Origin of the sequence: Nitrosomonas communis (assembly GCF_001007935.1) — a bacterium.
GTDB lineage: Bacteria > Pseudomonadota > Gammaproteobacteria > Burkholderiales > Nitrosomonadaceae > Nitrosomonas > Nitrosomonas communis.
In genome coordinates this window covers 1274808-1292337 of sequence record NZ_CP011451.1, presented here as the reverse complement: position 1 = coordinate 1292337, position 17530 = coordinate 1274808, and the positions used below count along the sequence as shown (strand labels likewise).

The 17530-nt window shown below is 42.2% G+C and carries 16 protein-coding genes; 7 read left to right on the top strand and 9 right to left on the bottom strand.

Annotated features, from left to right (window positions below):
• Positions 1–321 precede the first annotated feature (321 nt).
• Positions 322–504: a hypothetical protein gene (locus AAW31_RS05860; RefSeq protein ID WP_046849528.1), complete on the bottom strand. Its 183-nt coding sequence runs from the start codon at positions 502–504 to the stop codon at positions 322–324.
• 249 nt (positions 505–753) lie between these two features.
• Between AAW31_RS05860 and AAW31_RS05855 the strand changes: the two genes are divergently transcribed.
• The 4 genes from AAW31_RS05855 to AAW31_RS05845 all read left to right on the top strand — a co-directional run bounded on the left by AAW31_RS05855 (position 754) and on the right by AAW31_RS05845 (position 2403).
• On the top strand, positions 754–969 hold the full coding sequence (locus AAW31_RS05855; protein WP_046849527.1) for a helix-turn-helix domain-containing protein: 216 nt from the start codon (positions 754–756) through the stop codon (positions 967–969).
• A gap of 236 nt (positions 970–1205) precedes the next feature.
• On the top strand, positions 1206–1499 hold the full coding sequence (locus AAW31_RS21820; protein ID WP_052752107.1) for an ISL3 family transposase: 294 nt from the start codon (positions 1206–1208) through the stop codon (positions 1497–1499).
• Positions 1481–2020, top strand: coding sequence for a transposase (locus AAW31_RS21815; RefSeq protein ID WP_200899721.1), 540 nt, complete (start codon positions 1481–1483; stop codon positions 2018–2020). Before AAW31_RS21820 ends, AAW31_RS21815 begins: the two co-directional genes overlap by 19 nt.
• Before the next feature lie 125 nt (positions 2021–2145).
• Positions 2146–2403 carry a hypothetical protein gene (locus tag AAW31_RS05845; protein ID WP_082110349.1) on the top strand — a complete coding sequence of 86 codons (258 nt, stop codon included), beginning with the start codon at positions 2146–2148 and terminating at the stop codon, positions 2401–2403.
• A gap of 113 nt (positions 2404–2516) precedes the next feature.
• Here the strand turns inward: AAW31_RS05845 and AAW31_RS05840 are convergent, their stop codons facing one another.
• From AAW31_RS05840 to AAW31_RS05805, 8 genes are all read right to left on the bottom strand, one after another.
• Positions 2517–3170 carry an HpnM family protein gene (locus AAW31_RS05840; RefSeq protein WP_235264503.1) on the bottom strand — a complete coding sequence of 218 codons (654 nt, stop codon included), beginning with the start codon at positions 3168–3170 and terminating at the stop codon, positions 2517–2519.
• Entirely contained in the window at positions 3130–4251 is a 1122-nt protein-coding gene (locus AAW31_RS05835; RefSeq protein ID WP_046849526.1) for a glycosyltransferase, read from the bottom strand. Before AAW31_RS05835 ends, AAW31_RS05840 begins: the two co-directional genes overlap by 41 nt.
• Before the next feature lie 87 nt (positions 4252–4338).
• Positions 4339–5511 carry an adenosyl-hopene transferase HpnH gene (hpnH, locus tag AAW31_RS05830; RefSeq protein WP_046849525.1) on the bottom strand — a complete coding sequence of 391 codons (1173 nt, stop codon included), beginning with the start codon at positions 5509–5511 and terminating at the stop codon, positions 4339–4341.
• 500 nt (positions 5512–6011) lie between these two features.
• Positions 6012–6596, bottom strand: a complete 585-nt coding sequence (locus AAW31_RS18820) for a peptidoglycan-binding domain-containing protein (protein WP_052752105.1) — start codon at positions 6594–6596, stop codon at positions 6012–6014.
• A 635-nt stretch (positions 6597–7231) separates the two neighbouring features.
• A complete protein-coding gene (glcF, locus tag AAW31_RS05820) occupies positions 7232–8506 on the bottom strand; it encodes a glycolate oxidase subunit GlcF (protein ID WP_046849524.1) in 1275 nt (424 codons plus the stop codon).
• 3 nt (positions 8507–8509) lie between these two features.
• On the bottom strand, positions 8510–9583 hold the full coding sequence (gene glcE / locus AAW31_RS05815; RefSeq protein WP_046849523.1) for a glycolate oxidase subunit GlcE: 1074 nt from the start codon (positions 9581–9583) through the stop codon (positions 8510–8512).
• Positions 9584–9635: 52 nt separating this feature from the next.
• On the bottom strand, positions 9636–11090 hold the full coding sequence (locus AAW31_RS05810) for an FAD-linked oxidase C-terminal domain-containing protein (RefSeq protein WP_046849522.1): 1455 nt from the start codon (positions 11088–11090) through the stop codon (positions 9636–9638).
• A 9-nt stretch (positions 11091–11099) separates the two neighbouring features.
• On the bottom strand, positions 11100–11996 hold the full coding sequence (locus AAW31_RS05805) for a 2-hydroxy-3-oxopropionate reductase (RefSeq protein WP_309567526.1): 897 nt from the start codon (positions 11994–11996) through the stop codon (positions 11100–11102).
• Between the two features lie 425 nt (positions 11997–12421).
• Between AAW31_RS05805 and carA the strand changes: the two genes are divergently transcribed.
• The 3 genes from carA (at position 12422) to greA (ending at position 17357) form a co-directional block, all read left to right on the top strand.
• Entirely contained in the window at positions 12422–13582 is a 1161-nt protein-coding gene (carA, locus tag AAW31_RS05800; protein WP_046849521.1) for a glutamine-hydrolyzing carbamoyl-phosphate synthase small subunit, read from the top strand.
• Positions 13583–13621: 39 nt separating this feature from the next.
• Positions 13622–16819 carry a carbamoyl-phosphate synthase large subunit gene (gene carB / locus AAW31_RS05795; RefSeq protein ID WP_046849520.1) on the top strand — a complete coding sequence of 1066 codons (3198 nt, stop codon included), beginning with the start codon at positions 13622–13624 and terminating at the stop codon, positions 16817–16819.
• Between the two features lie 61 nt (positions 16820–16880).
• A complete protein-coding gene (gene greA / locus AAW31_RS05790; protein ID WP_046849519.1) occupies positions 16881–17357 on the top strand; it encodes a transcription elongation factor GreA in 477 nt (158 codons plus the stop codon).
• Positions 17358–17530: the final 173 nt, after the last annotated feature.

The window sequence follows — 17530 nt, the reverse complement described above, 5'->3', positions numbered from 1 at the left end:
ATTAAAAACACAGACCCGTCCTCGAGGACATTGGGAGGTGTCCCGCTTGCTGAGGGAGAAAATTGTTGTGCAGCGCGTACAAAATGTGGTAATGCTTGATTACCATTAGTTATCTTTTGGACAAATGGCGATCAGATAGGCACCTTTTTCATCAAGCCATCATTTTCGTAGCGTTTCTGGCCGTTCTTATCACGTGATAAGTTCAGGTTCAATCGCTGTTTGTAAACATTTCAACACATCTGGCAAAAATTTGATTAAATCGATATCTCTATCATCAAGTAATACTCTGTGGTTACGATCATTTCCTGTCTTAAGTTAAACTCATAGCATGTTGATGGATAAACTCAACTGATTGGCAGAAAGCAAAATGGGGTGATCGGGCTTCTTTGTGACAAAGCGTGCCAGCCCTTCTTCTAATTCAATCAAGGCTAATCGTTGCTGAACTAGCGAGTGATCACTTGCAGTTGAGGCTGTGTCAGACAGTAAAAAAGGTCCAACAGCCAAGGCAAAATATCATCGACAAGTAATAGTTGTTTCTCTTCTTGTTCTTCAGATACAAAATCAGCGGTGGTGACGGCTTTCTCGACTGCAGATAGTCTCGATACCTGCTGTACAATTCTGTCTGCTTCCAGGTGATGAATTCGTATTATAAGTGCATAACCCGTTTATCAAACCGGGATGCTTGCCAGCCGAGGCAGTCAAGAGCAAGATATGATAAAAGGCATTCCGATATACAACTGACAGGAGACCTTATTGGCTTATGCACAACTTACCCTTGCGGAGAGGAATTATATCGAAATGCGTCTGAAACATGGGGATTCGCAGAATCGGATTGCACGGGATATGAACCGTTTTCAATCCACCATTAGTCGGGAACTTGCGCCGGAACACAGAGATGCGCGGTTATCGCCATACGCAAGCGAACAGGAAGGCCAAACAACGCCATACAGACAAACCCAAAGCCATTAAAATGACAATGGAGCTAATGGGGCTCTATATGAATTTTAGTGGGTATGGCATTATTAAGTAATAAATAGGGAAACCTTGTTTAGTTTGGCTTTAGGCCTTCAGCCTCCTTAGGAAGTTAGAGAAATAAAGTTTGTTCATGCTGAATAAAAGCAAAAAGAATAACACCAAAAGATTGGTTTGTAGTAGGAGCACGATTTGCAGATGAGTCAGGAAATCTTTGCTGTGTTTATGACACAGTGGAGCAGACATGGCAGCACCTTAACTTCTTTGAGCATGCTTGTTATTTGCATTGCGCGGTTGCCCGCATTACAACCTCGTCAAGTAACGTAGTTAATGTCGCGGTGCCGTGGGCACGCGGCGCCAATAGTGGTTTTACCTTGTTGTTTGAAGCTTTGACTTTAGCGATGATTGAACGGGAAATGCCGATCAATCATGTTGCTGAGCTAATGCAAGTCAATCTACAACACATCTGGATGATATTCAGCCATTCTATGTTACAGTGGGGGTTGATATGGAAAGTGAACGTGTGATGTATGCGAATAAAGGAAAAGGCAAACAAGCTGTGCAAGCCATTGGCAGGCATTTACAAGCGAAAGGGGCTCGGGCAGAGCAAATTCAGCAGGTCAGCATGGAGCTATCGCCTGCTTCCATTGCTGGCGTCAAAGCTACTTTCCCTGGTGCACAGATTCCCTTCGATTGTATCCATATCGTCAAACTGCTCAATCAAGCAGTGGATGCAGTGCGCAAAGCTGAACGCAAGGAACACGATGCCCTTAAAGGCCACCAATACACTTTTCTAAAAAACCCTCAGTCGCTCTCAGAAACACAACAGCAACAATTAGCCAGCATGCTTCGCCTCTATCCTACTTTGGGAGAGGCCTACCGCCTCAAAATACTGTTCAATGAGCTATGGAGTATGCCGGAGAAACCCAGTGCTCATGCTTTTCTCACGCAGTGGTGCGAGGAAGTCAAGCAAGCTGGCATTCCAGCTTTCCATACTTTTGCTAACACGATCATTTCTTATTGGAGTGGGATGATTCCACTTTGTTGAATCTCGTCTGACCAACGGCATTCTTGGGGGCATCAATATGCTGGGTGTATTCAAGGACTGGGTGCATACCCTTACCTTTGACAATGGCAAGGAGTTTGCTAAGCATGAACAGGTAGCGGATACTATTGAATGAAACATATTTTGCCAAACCCTGCTACTCGTGGGAGCGTGGCCAGAATGAGCACGTCAACGGGCTGTTACGTCAGTACTTTCCCAAAGCAGTGGGGCTGCTGGATGTGACTACCCAGCAGGTGTTGAAGGTTGTCCTCAAACTAAACAGCAGGCCAAGAAAGTGCTTGAGGTTTAGGCCGCCTTACGAGGTATCCCGCGAATTATCAGGCAAAGATGCTGAAAAATTGGTGGGATATGCATTTATTACTTGAATTCAAGTCCAGTACAAATTGCTATTAATGCTTAGCCAGGGTAAGGGATGAATAAATAACCAACCAGGTGACATGCTTGCAGGGTGTTCTCGCGGAGACAAGAATTTTCCTTGCTAATTGTGCTCCGATTGAAGAATTTTTTGTTCAAGCATTGAAATCAAGGCCTGGAAGCCATCACGCTTTAAGATTGCATTATATTCAGCTCGCTTCAGGGCGAGATCACTGACACCGTCCACGAGAATATTAATAATACGCCAACCGTCTTTACTCTGATGCAATACATAATCAAAATTTATAGGATTACCATCTGCCGGAATCAATTTACTACGTACTAATATCTGATCGCGTGGTAATGAGCGCCGTTCTATAACTTCAAAACGTTCCCCCTCATAGTGATCAAATCTTTCAGCATAAGTAGCAATACTGAGCTTACGGAAGGTTTCAGTGATTTTTTGTTGTTGTTCCCCATCTAGCTTGTTCCAATTAGCTCCTAGTATTGAACGTATTATAGTATCTATATCATGCGAGCGATTGATAATAGGTGTCATAAGCTCTAGGCGTCCGCGATAGCCTAATTCATCCCCTTTTTTCATCGCCTGAATGAATGTTTCCTGTAAACCATGGATGACGTATTCAGGGGTGTCAGATTGAAAATCCTGAGCGCTAGTCACAGCAACCAGCGGCAATAAAATTAGCGTAATTAAGACATATTTGAGGTTTCTAAATTCAAGCAGAGATCTCATATCGACGATTTTTCCATTGAGCACGCTCACCACGCCAGAACCGGAATGCTGACGTCCATGTCATCAGTAAAAACAAGGTACCGATAAGAGGAAGTGCAGCTATCCAAAGCGAGGAGCATTGGTAATAACGTAAAATGGGCAGATAAACGATGATCATGGCAGTCCACGTTAATACGGCAGTAATAATTAAATAAGTAGTTAACGGAAGAAATAAAGATATAAATGGAGCAAACCAGAACATGCTTACCATAATCAATGTACAAGCAAAAAGTAATAAAGAAGAGTAATGTAATTGTGTATAAGCCGTTCGTGCCACCATATTCCAAATTGTTTTCATATCATCATAAACTCGATGACTGCAAGCAGAATGACTGAGACCGGTCCAGGTAAGCAAACCAGTATGCTTGATGCGGGATGCCAGCGTACAATCATCAATCAGTGCATCACGTAAACTGTCAAATGCGCCTATTGTTCGCAGCACATTCGTCTTGACCAATATACACCCGCCAGCTGCAGCAGCAATTCGCGAGCCAGGTTTATTAGCAAGCTGGAAGGGATAAAGCAATTTAAAGAAGAACACAAAGGCAGGCATCAATAAACGCTCAATAAAATGGTGAAGAGAGGGTTGTGCCATTAAAGATACAAAAGCTAGATTCTCTACACGCGCTTTTTTGAGTAAAGCAGCAATAATTCCTTGTGTAAGGGTAATGTCTGCGTCCAGTAATAATGTATAAGGCGTACGAACTTTACTGAGTCCTTGTTCTAAAGCCCATAATTTTCCACTCCAGCCAGTGGGCAGTGGTGTACCGGATAATACTGTTGCTCCCCATTCCTGTGCTTGCTCAGCAGTATTATCATCTGATTGATCATCTATAACGATGATTTGTAGGTTTAATCCTTGAGTGCTGAGCGCTGTTAATGTTTGCTGAATAAATGCTCCTTCATTGCGTGCAGGAATAAGCACGGTAATTTCATCCAATGATTGCTTTTCATCATTTATTGTATCTAAAGACTCTTGTGTACCCCATGGTTGCCAAGGAACCAGCACTATTATCCACCAAAGAAAAGTACCTATAAAAGCTAGAAACGTAGCAAGCTCTATCATCGTCTGATCTCAATTAACGGAATTAATTCAAGGTAAATATTGTTCTTTGTACCTTTATATAATAGGTTAAAAATAGGCTCTACTATACTAACTATCAGAGCGAGTTAGATTACTTGATGAAGCGGTTGGGGCACTTGTTGTTTGTTCAACTGTGACGGGTATTGGAAATTCCTTCTGCGACGAGGTACTTTCTCTCAGGGAGGTTAAGTTCTTTTGAGAAGGGTCGGGTGCCATAGGGCCGTCAAGACGCGGCCCACGCAGGCTTACACGCATTGCTTTAAGCGGATGAGCAAATGTATCGTTAATCGCAGTTGGCTCAAATCCGCAGTGAGCCATACAATTAGCACATTTCGGATTATTGCCTACACCGTATTTATCCCAATCTGTTTCCTCCATTAATTCACGGAAGCTGGCTGCATAACCTTCATCTACCAATAAATAACAAGGACGTTGCCATCCAAATAGGTTGCGTGTGGGATTACCCCATGCAGTACATTGATAATTCTGATTGCCTGCGAGGAAATCTAAATAAAGACCGGAATGGTTGAATCTCCATGGTTGCTTTCTTTTTTTTCCTTCTTGAAAGATCGCTCGAAAAAGTCGCTTGCTAACCGATCGTTGCAAAAATACATCCTGACGTGGAGCATGTTCATAACTGAACCCCGGGGATACATTGATCCCTTCCACTCCTAATTCAGTAGCCGTGTCAAAAAAAGCTGCAACTTCTTCTGCCGTTTCATTTTGAAAAAGTGTGCAGTTTACCGTGACCCTGAAGCCGCGCTTGAGCGCTTTTTGAATAGCTGGAATGACTTTATCATAAACTCCTTCACGACAAACAGATGCGTCATGACGTTCTTTATTACCATCAAGATGGATTGAAAAAGTAAAATAAGGGGATGGGCGGTAATCATCCATTCGATCTTCTAGCAATAATGCATTGGTACATAAATAGACGAATTTTTTTCGCTCGATGATACCCTCTACAATTTGAGGCATTTCTTTATGGATGAGTGGCTCTCCACCAGCGATTGAAACAACTGGTGCTCCACATTCATCCACAGCTGATAGACACTCTTGAACGCTCATTCGGCGACGTAAGGTATCATCTGGATAATCAATCTTGCCACAACCAGCGCACGCCAGATTACATTGAAATAAAGGCTCCAACATTAGTACTAAAGGATAACGTTTATTACCCTGAAGCTTCTGCTTTAATATATAACTACCTACACGGTATTTTTGTAAAAAAGGGACGCCCATTTAATTTCTCTCCGTTATTTTTAGTACCAATTTTATTTTTATCGCACGATAAATTAGGAATTCTCAACTTGTTCACAATTTGAACACTATCTTTTTCTTATTCTAGTTAATTTGATGCAATATCATTTCTTTTTTGTGAAAAGAAAAAAGTCTCAATATAGCTTAGTGAGAGCTATAGATAAAAATGCTTTAAATAAAACCGCTATTCTATTTGTTATTCTACTAAGTGGCGATATGCTAGCATGTATATTTTATAAACCAAAGCAATGATTTTAGAATAAAAATATTAACTCTTCTAATTCCTGAATTTATTTAGAAATCTGACAATCTACTTTTAGCATATTTATATTTATATGCTAAATTTACTAGTGGCAATAAATAATGGATGAAGGAAACAGACCGGAAAATAGATTTTTATCATAAATAAATTTTCTTATTCGAGCGATGCTTTCAGAGTAATCTGCAATTATCTCTTTCCGGTCTGTATTGGTTATGAATTTCTATTGATAGGATACGCCAAGCTTTTGCAGCGTTTCTTTGGTTAGCTGGCCATAGCCCATAGTAATATTGTTCTGTTTCTGAAAGTTTTTCAATGCAGTGATAGTTTTAGCCCCGCTTTTTCCATCAATTGCACCGGGATTAAATCCAGCATCAGCTAGAGCCTGTTGAACTTTACGAGTTAATTCAGGAGTTGCCTTGACAACTTCGCTCAAATCCTCATACTTTTCAATGTGCTGTTCTGATTTTTTCGCTGGTGGCGGAATTTCGTTACTGAATGCAGATAAAGGGTCTTCAGATTCAATTGATTCGTTTGGCATAGTATCAATGGTTTGATCAGCGGATATAATTGTCTCTTTAGAAGCTTCATCACTTTCATCTGGAATTGATTCAGGCGTGTCTTTTGTAGTATCTGCGGTTTTATCAGGCTCGGCTTTTGCCTCGGCTTTCTTCTCATCTTTCTGGAGAACTTCTGAATTGCCTTGCTTTGCATCTACAATTTTTCCTCTCGGTTGGCAGCCCATTAAGCCAAATGCAAGCGATATTGAAAAAATTATCATTATCAGATTAGCAGTTTTTATTTTCATGCTGAAATTCTCCTCTCTAAATAAAATTGCTTAAAAATTTATTTTGATACACGCAAAAACTTTATCATAGGTACTTTTAATAATAAACTGAAATCGCTCCTAATATTTTATTTTTATTGAATAAATAGTTATTGATTCGATTAACTCAGATTATTTTAGTTACTAAGCTAATCTCATGATAATAAACTTGCGATTTGCGTTATATAACTAGAGCTGAGATTACAAACTTTACCTGAATGAATGTGAAAAAATTGTAAGGAAAATTTTGGGGTGTAGGACGAGTTGAATGGGCAGTGATAGGAATGCTGTTCATTATCCGGCATTCCTATCTCTACTGCTGAATGCGGTGACGAGGTTAATAAGAAATAGATTACAAAGAAAGAATATTGGGTGCCGCTAAAAATTCATATTTGCGAGCATCCGCTTCGCGGATTGCCTGCTTTTCCCGTTTCGTCACAATACTTCGTTGTTTACAAAAAATGTTTACTTGCCTAACAGTTATAGGCTGCGCCAACATTTTTAGTTCTCGCCTGTCTTATTTAGAATTCTGAATTTCTAGAGGCGCCCTATTATAAAAATAAGATAATAAAAGATATATAAATACCGTTCAAAACTGCGATAAAAGCATAAGGAGATTATTTGTGATTTTGGGTAGAATGATTACTTAATATATCATCCAAAACTTCTATCCAGTGCCTGACGGGTAATGATGTACCGCTTTGTAGATGCATTAAGCAACCAATATTTGCAGTTACAAGCTGATCTGGTTTCTCGGCAGTAAGATTGATTAATTTCTCTTTGAGCAATTGTTGAGACAATATTGGCTGAAGGATGGAGTAAGTGCCAGCAGAACCACAGCAAAGGTGGGCATCTTTAACCGCACAAAGTGTAAAACCAGTCATGCCGAGTATTTTTTCGACGACACCCCGGATCTGCATGCCATGCTGAAGTGTGCAGGGAGAATGAAACGCAAGCTTTGTTTTGTCATATTGTCCAGATTTTTCAAGAAGAGTAGCCAAATTAACTGTTTCTGCGGCTAATATTTCACTGATATCTTTAGTTAATGCTGAAATTTGTTTGGCTTTTTCTGCATAAGCTGGATCGTTGCGTAGTAAATGCCCATAATCCTTGACAGTGACTCCGCAACCACTTGCTGTTATCACAATGGCTTCTATCGGCTGTGTGTTCTTTTTTTCATCAATAAGTGACCACCAAGCATCGATATTGCGACGCATGTAATTCAATCCGTCTTGCTGAGCATCAAGATGATAAGAGAGCGCACCACAGCAGCCTGCTTTTTCCGCTGTAATCAGCGAAATTCCAAGCTTATCGAGAACGCGCGCAGTAGCAATATTGATGTTAGGAGAAAACTCCGGTTGCACGCATCCATCGAGTACAAGCATAGTTCGTTGATGTTTTTTTGTGGGCCACTTTCTGCTATTTGGAATCTTGGCAGGGATTGATTTTTTTAATTTGCCCAAAATTAAAGGGCGGAAAAATTGGCCTATTTTAAATAATGAGGTAAATAAAGATCGATTAGGCAAGATTTTGTTCAATAGATAGCGCATGCTTCTCTCGCGCGTACTGCGTGTTACCTTTTTGTGAATCACACCTCGCCCAATATCGATTAGTCGACCATATCGAACGCCAGAAGGGCAGGTTGTTTCACAAGCACGGCAAGTAAGGCACCTATCCAGATGCTGTTGTGTTTTCTGCGTGGCTGGCTGCCCTTCCAAGACTTGCTTCATCAAATAAATGCGACCGCGTGGGCTATCCAATTCATCGCCCAATAACTGGTAAGTAGGGCATGTGGCCAGGCAAAAACCGCAATGTACACAGGATCTCAATATCGCATCAGCTTCCTGGCCATCCGGGGTATGTTTAATAAAATCAGCAAGATTCGTCTGCATTTTTTAGTACTCTGGATACATTCGTCCTGGGTTAAATATTCCCGCAGGATCAAATTTTTGTTTCAAGCGTTTATGGAGTGTCATCATATAAGATGTTAAGGGATGAAAAATCTGTGCAGAGGATTTGTTACCAGAAAACAAAGTAGCATGTCCACCTGCTGCTTCTGCTTGCGCCCGAATAGTATTTTCATTTAAATTTTCGTCGCTCGCCAGCCAGCGCAATGCGCCCCCCCATTCTAATAATTGTTCTCCTGGCAGTGATAGCTTCGGGGTAGAAGATTTGAGTGATAAGCGCCACAGTCTCGTTCCTGAATGAAAGAAAGGATGGGTATGCTCGCGTATGGATTGCCAGAACGATTTGGCTTGTTTAATTTCTTCTCCACCCAGTTTAAGGCGAGCGGCATGCACCGCAGATTCGGCACCAGAGAGTCTTACAAAAAGATGGTCATTATAAAAACAGGTAGCAGAAATAGGTAATGGTTTGCTTGCCCAATGATGCATTTTGTCAATTGCTTCGGGTTTTGTCATCTGCATGCCTAGCGTTATTTCCATTGATGGTAGCGGCAATACCTTGAGTGAAACTTCCAGCAGAACTCCCAAGGTCCCCATCGCGCCGGTTACAAGACGTGAAACATCATAACCAGCCACATTTTTCATGACCTGTCCGCCAAAATGTAAATCATCCCCTTTGCCATCCAGCATGCGTACCCCGAGCACAAAATCACGAACTGCTCCCGTATAGGCTCTTCGGGGTCCAGAAAGACCGGTGGCGATACAGCCACCTAATGTGGCATTTTCATCAAAATGAGGCGGCTCAAAAGCCAGCATCTGATGATGTTCGGATAATGTTGCTTCAAGATCAGACAAGCGTGTGCCTGCACGTGCGGTTATGATAAGTTCGCTCGGCTCGTAATTGACAATGCCAGAATATGCTGCGGCATCAAGTATTTCGTATGTTTGACTAGTTAGCTGACCACCATAAAAATATTTGCTGTTACCGCCACGGATATAAATCGGTTTTTTGTTTTTTACCGCAGCATTGATAGTATGAATAAAGTGTTCAACTGCTTTTGGCATAAAAGTAAAAAAATAATATAGTTTGGAGGAATTTACCCAGTTTATTGCTTAATTAAAATCTAGGGATCGTTGGAAATTTATTTTCGCTACGATGTACATGCATGGCTCCTAATTCTGCGCAACGATGGAGCGATGGAATCGCTTTCCCGGGATTGAGTAAGCCGGCTGGATCAAAAGCATGTTTGATCGCATGAAATAGGTTTCGTTCGGCAGATTTAAATTGAAGACACATTTGATCTAGCTTTTCTATTCCAACGCCATGCTCTCCAGTGATCGTTCCGCCAGCCTCAATACATATTTCCAATATTCTAGCGCCGAAAGCTTCAGTTTTCTCTAATTCTCCAGGTTGATTGGCATCATAAAGTATTAATGGATGTAAATTACCATCGCCGGCATGGAAAACATTCATGCAACGCAAGCCATATTCAGCAGAAAGAGTTTCAATATCATGTAGTACTTGCGCTAAACGCTTGCGAGGAATCGTTCCATCCATACAGTAGTAATCGGGGGATACCCTGCCGGCAGCAGGAAAAGCAGCTTTGCGGCCTGCCCAAAAACAAAGCCGCTCTGTTTCATTGCGTGAGATGCTGATTTTAATTGCGCCACTCTCTTGCATGATGGTGCTTATCTTTTGAATTTCATCTGCTACCTCTTCTGTCATGCCATCGGCTTCACATAATAGGATAGCAGCAGCATCTAAATCATAGCCTGCATGCAAAAAATCCTCAACAGCATGGATAGTAATCTTATCCATCATCTCCATGCCGGCAGGAATAATTCCGGCACTGATGATATTAGCCACAGCGTCTGCAGCTTTTTGAATATCATTAAATGCTGCCATTACTAACTGTGCTTTTTCAGGTTTTGGAGTGAGCTTAACCGTGATCTCGGTAATGATGCCTAGCATTCCCTCGCTGCCAGTCATTAAGGCCAGCAAATCATAGCCGGGACTATCGAGCGCACTGCTCCCAATTTCGATTGCTTGACCTTCCATGGTGAGTACGCGTAACTTAAGAATATTATGAACGGTCAATCCATATTTCAGGCAATGTACTCCGCCAGAATTCTCAGCTACATTGCCACCAATCGTGCAAGCTATTTGTGATGAAGGATCAGGCGCGTAATACAAACTGTATGGCGCAACTGCTTCGCTAATCGCCAAATTCCTTACCCCCGGTTGTACGCGTGCCGTGCGTGCTATTGGATCGATTTCAAGTATTCGTTTCAATTTGGCAAGCGATAGCAGAATACCTTCATTATGAGGCAGCGCGCCACCCGATAGGCCTGTTCCTGCGCCACGTGCAACTACCGGAATTTGGGTGGCATGGCAAATCTGTAGAATTTTGGCCACTTCTTCTTCTGTTTGAGGGAGCGCAACGATCATCGGTGTTTGCCGGTATGCCGATAGGCCATCGCATTCGTACGGCTTTAAATCCTCCGTTTCATATAAAACAGCATCACGAGGAAGGAAAGAGCGCAATTTACTGACTAATTCGGAGCGAGACATAAATCGGTATTAATTCTTTATTTGATGATTGCTTAATTTTTCAAGTATGCAAACAATGGCGGAGTTATCCCACTTGCCGCCTTCATGAGCAATACATGCATTATAAAGCGATTGGGTTATAGCTGTATTGGGTAAACTGACGCCTAAGTCAGATGCGCATGAAAGAGCGATAGCAAGATCTTTTTGTTGCAATTCGATCCGAAATCCTGGGTCAAATGAACGCTTGATCATACGGTCTCCATGAACCTCAAGAACACGTGAGCAAGCGAACCCTCCGAGCAAAGCTTGTCGTACTCTTGCAGGATCAGCACCTGCCTTGGATGCAAACAGGAGCGCCTCTCCTACCGCTTCTATTGTAAGCGCAACTATAATCTGGTTAGCCACCTTGCAAATTTGACCCGCGCCATTCGCCCCTATCAGCGTGATGGTTTGTCCCATCAAACCAAGTATGGGTTTTATTTTTTCAAATACACTTTCGTCAGCTCCCACCATAATGGTGAGTGTAGCGTTTTTCGCGCCGACCTCTCCTCCCGAAACAGGAGCATCCACATAATCGCAACCTAACTGATTGATCCTATCCGCAAATTTTATGGTTTGGAGAGGGGAGATAGAGCTCATATCCACGATTATTTTTTTTGCAGGATGTTCATTTAAATTATCAGCGATTCCACTGTGACCAAATAAAACTTTTTCAACATCAGGCGCATCGGGTAACATCAGAAAAATAATTTCTGCATTTTGGGTGACTTCTTTGGGTGTGGCACAACGCTTACCGCCTTCTTTGATAAGTTCTTCAGGTACGCCGCTACGAGAGTGTAGAAATAATTTATGCCCACCTCGAATAAGATGTCCTGCCATGGGCTTGCCCATGATACCCAAGCCAATAAAGCCAATATTATTTATCACTTAGTCTCCTCTAATCCTCTAAGGATGTTATTCTCTTTATGTTAACAAATCGATCTGATCCTACCTGAATTAGCAGGCTGATAAAAATATCTCTTCGCTCCGTTGCCGCTGCGCTGTTAAAAACTGGCTCAAAATGCTCATTGATCAAGTATAACTTTGCTTTTTCACTTGTTTTTACCTCTCTTCTGCCGATCTCGACTGCTCAAATGCGTTTTTTCAACAGCCGGTTAGATCTGTTAGATAATGGATAATAACTATAAAGTGTTTTATTGATAATGTTATAATTTTGTTTGTTTGGCAGTATGCTTGGCTATTCATAGAAAACGCACTTTATCTCACGTATAATCTATAGAGATTTTGCACGTAGACAATATACGAGTCTGCGTCTGTCTTTAAGTCTGGTCAGATCCATAAGGAGTCTTTTTGTGTCACAACATCCACGTGCTATCCTCGTTTTAGAAGATGGCACCGTTTTTCATGGTATTTCTGTCGGTGTTGAAGGGGTAACTACTGGTGAGGTGGCTTTTAATACAGCTATGACAGGTTATCAAGAAATTCTGACTGATCCCTCATATTGTCGCCAAATTATTACTCTTACTTATCCCCACATTGGTAACACTGGGACTAATTTAGAGGATATAGAATCTTCAAATATCAACAAAGTCTTTGCTGCTGGTTTGGTAGTGAGAGATTTGCCTCCCGTTCCTAGTAATTGGCGAAAAACTGAATCACTTCCTACTTTTCTCAAGAATTATAACGTTATTGCTATTGCTGAGATTGATACGCGTAAGCTTACACGTATTTTAAGGCAAAAAGGGGCTCAGGCCGGCTGTATTATGGCTGGGAGGATCAATGAATCCGAAGCATTGCAGGAAGCTAGAACATTCCCAGGGTTAGCAGGCATGGATTTGGCGCAGGTCGTTAGCTGTGATCAAAGGTACGAATGGAAAGAGGGGGAATGGAAGTTGGGGGTGGGATATCATATTCAACCAACAACACATTTCCATGTTGCTGCGCTCGACTTCGGGATCAAACGCAACATATTGAGGAAGTTGGTGCAGCGTCATTGCAAGGTAACAGTATTTCCAGCGCAAACACCGGTGAATGAAATTCTAGCCTCGCAGCCCGATGGTGTATTCTTATCAAATGGGCCTGGTGATCCAGAGCCCTGTAATTATGCGATTAAGATGACCCAGAAATTGCTGGAAGAAAAAATCCCACTTTTTGGTATTTGCCTAGGACACCAGATACTTGCACTTGCCGTGGGCGCTAAAACCATCAAAATGAAATTTGGTCACCATGGGGCAAATCACCCTGTCCAGGATCTGGATAGTGGTCGGGTGATCATCACAAGCCAGAACCATGGATTCGCCGTAGATATCAATACGCTCCCATCCCACGCACGCGTTACCCATCGATCGCTATTTGATGATAGTCTGCAAGGTTTTGAACTTGCTGAAAATATGGCTTTTACTTTTCAAGGGCATCCAGAAGCGAGCCCTGGTCCAAACGATGTGGATTATTTATTTGATCGTTTTATCGATCAGATGAATCAGCGAAAAAAAAGCCAATTTGCGTCATACTAGCTTGTATCACATTCAGTTTTACTGCCTGGTTAGAGGAATATGCCTAAACGTACTGACTTAAAATCCATTCTCATCATTGGAGCTGGGCCAATTGTCATTGGTCAGGCCTGCGAATTTGATTACTCCGGTGTGCAGGCATGCAAAGCCTTGCGTGAAGAAGGTTACCGTATTGTTCTGATTAATTCCAACCCTGCCACTATTATGACTGATCCAGAAATGGCCGATGCCACCTATATCGAACCCATCACCTGGACAATGGTTGAGAAAATTATTGAGATTGAGCGCCCTGATGCCTTATTGCCAACAATGGGGGGGCAAACAGCCCTAAATTGCGCGCTTGATTTAGTGAAACATGGTGTTCTCGAAAAATATGGCGTGGAGCTTATTGGCGCGTCCCGTGAGGCCATTGATAAAGCTGAAGATCGGGAAAAATTTAAAGAAGCGATGTCGCGAATTGGGTTAAATTCAGCCCGTTCTGCAGTCGCGCATAGTCTGGAAGAAGCATTGCAAGTCCAGGCCATGATTGGTTATCCTGCTATTATTCGGCCATCATTTACTTTAGGTGGCAGCGGAGGAGGTATTGCATATAACCGCGAAGAATTTATTGAAATTTGCGAGCGTGGCCTGGATATTTCTCCAACAAAGGAACTCCTTATCGAAGAATCAGTCATTGGCTGGAAAGAATTTGAAATGGAGGTGGTGCGCGATAAAAATGACAACTGCATTATAATATGCTCTATTGAGAATTTTGATCCAATGGGTATTCATACCGGTGACTCAATTACAGTTGCGCCGGCACAAACGCTTACTGACAAAGAGTATCAGTGTATGCGAGATGCATCTATTGCGGTATTGCGTGAAATTGGTGTGGAGACAGGTGGTTCGAATGTGCAATTTGCCATCAATCCGCAAGATGGCCGTATGTTAGTGATTGAAATGAATCCACGTGTCTCACGCTCTTCCGCTTTGGCGTCCAAAGCGACAGGGTTTCCCATCGCTAAAATCGCTGCTAAGCTTGCGATCGGATATACGCTCAATGAACTTGGTAACGATATTACCGGAGGGATGACGCCTGCTTCTTTTGAGCCAACCATTGATTATGTGGTCACTAAGATTCCACGCTTTGCTTTTGAAAAATTTCCTCAAGCCAATGATCGTCTAACTACCCAGATGAAATCCGTAGGAGAAGTGATGGCTATGGGGCGCACTTTTCAGGAATCCCTACAAAAGGCATTGCGCGGATTGGAAACGGGTATAGATGGTTTGGATGAAAAAACTACTAATACCGAAACGATTGAAACTGAGTTGGGACACCCTGGTTCTGAACGTATCTGGTATATTGCTGATGCATTCCGTTGCAATATTTCATTTGATGAGATTCATCATCTTACACACATTGACCCTTGGTTTCTCTCACAAATTGAGGATTTAGTTAGAAAAGAAGAAGCGCTTGGAGACAAAAAGTTAGATGCACTCGATTTACAGGCGCTGCGTAAATTAAAGCGATGTGGTTTTTCTGATCGACGGCTGGCCAAATTGCTCAATACCACTGAGGCAGCTGTACGAGCACGCCGGCATCAAGAAAATTTACGTCCCGTTTACAAGCATGTGGATACCTGTGCAGCAGAATTTGCTACCTATACGAGTTATTTATATTCTACTTATGAAGAAGAGTGTGAAGCAAACCCCAGTGACAGCAAGAAAATTATTGTGCTGGGCGGCGGTCCTAATCGAATTGGTCAAGGGATTGAATTTGATTATTGCTGTGTTCACGCATCGCTTGCTCTACGTGAAGATGGATATGAAACAATCATGATCAATTGTAATCCAGAAACGGTCTCCACAGATTATGATATTTCTGATCGATTGTATTTTGAACCCCTTACACTGGAGGATGTGCTTGAAATTGTTGCGATAGAAAAACCGGTGGGCGTTATTGTGCAATATGGTGGTCAAACACCTCTTAAGCTTGCGCGAGAACTTGAAGCAAATGGTGTGCCTATTATCGGTACCAGTCCAGATATGATCGATTGTGCTGAAGATCGTGAACGCTTTCAAGCAATGCTTCACACATTAGGATTAAAACAGCCACCTAACCGTACAGTGCGCAGTGCGGAGGCTGCCTTGTCAGCAGCAAATGACATTGGTTATCCTTTAGTTGTTCGTCCCAGCTATGTGCTGGGCGGTCGTGCGATGGAAATTGTTCATGAGCAGCGTGAGCTCGAGCGCTATATGCGTGAAGCCGTCAAGGTATCCAATGATTCACCAGTTCTGCTAGATAATTTTCTTACCAATGCAACTGAAGTGGATATCGATGCAATATTTGATGGAGAAACCGTTTTAATTGGTGGAATAATGGAACATATTGAGCAGGCAGGTGTCCATTCAGGAGACTCTGCTTGTTCTCTACCTCCCTTTACTCTCTCTTCGGTCATGCAAGATGAACTGCGCCGACAAACCGGCATCATGGCTCGTGCGCTCAATGTGAAAGGATTAATGAATGTACAGTTTGCTATCCAGAATGAGACTGTATACGTATTAGAGGTCAATCCCAGAGCATCTCGTACGGTTCCCTTTGTCTCTAAGGCAACTGGCCTTCAGTTAGCAAAAATTGCTGCGCGTTGCATGGTTGGTAAGAAAATAGCCGATCAAGGTATTTTACATGAGGTCAAACCCTCTTATTTTTCAGTAAAAGAAGCGGTTTTCCCTTTTGCTAAACTTTCTGGCGTAGATACTATATTGGGACCTGAAATGAAATCTACAGGTGAAGTCATGGGGGTAGGCTCTACTTTTGCAGAGGCATTCGTTAAATCGCAACTTGCTACCGGTGTTCGGTTACCCATGACTGGCAAAGTTTTTATCAGCGTGCGACGCAGTGACAAACCAGAGGCTGTCAGTATTGCTCAAAAATTTGCAAAGTTAGGATTCACTATTTATGCCACTCATGGTACTGCTGAAGCGATAGCTGAGGCTGGCTTAGTGGTTAATAAAATAAATAAAGTTGCAGAGGGTCGGCCGCATATCGTGGATATGATCAAGAATGGAGAAATTTGTCTCATTATTAATACTGTCTCCGATAAACGCAGCGCAGTTCAGGATTCATATTCGATCCGGCATGCTGCGTTACAAGCAAGAGTGACCTATTACACGACTATGGCTGGAGCTCGTGCAGCATGTATTGGTATCGCTGAAATGCGCGAGTTGCAAGCCTATAACTTACAAAAACTACATGCATAATGAGAAAGAATGAATTCCAAATAAATAATATAAAATCGATAATAAAAGGTGGAAAAGTATTATGAGTCCAGTTCCCTTAACCGTGAGAGGCGCAGAAAAACTGCGTGCAGAATTACATGAGATGAAAACTGTCCAGCGCCCTGCTGTTATTGCCGCTATTGCAGAAGCACGTGCACATGGTGATCTTTCTGAGAATGCTGAATATGAAGCGGCAAAGGAAAAGCAAGGGTTTATTGAAGGACGTATTGCTGAACTGGAGGCCAAGCTTTCAAACGCTCAGATTATCAACCCTACACTGCTAAATGCGGATGGTGCCTGTGTTTTTGGTGCGACGATCGATCTTAAGGATATGGACAGTGATGTGGCAGTAACCTACCAAATCGTAGGAGATGACGAGGCTGATATTAAAGAAGGAAAAATTTCTATCAGTTCTCCAATTTCTCGCGCCTTGATTGGTAAGTATGCGGGTGATATCGCAGTAGTAGAAGCACCAGGCGGTATCAGGGAATATGAAATTCTAGATGTAAAATATATTTAGAATATTGATTAATTCCTGCTAGAAGAATAAAGATTAATTTCTTGTCGGCACCTCTAAAAATTCGGAGTTCTAAACAAGACAAGGCGAGAACAAAAAATGTTGACGCAGCCTATAACTGATAGGTAAGGAAACATTGTTGGTGAATAACGAAGTATTGTGACGAAACGGGGTAA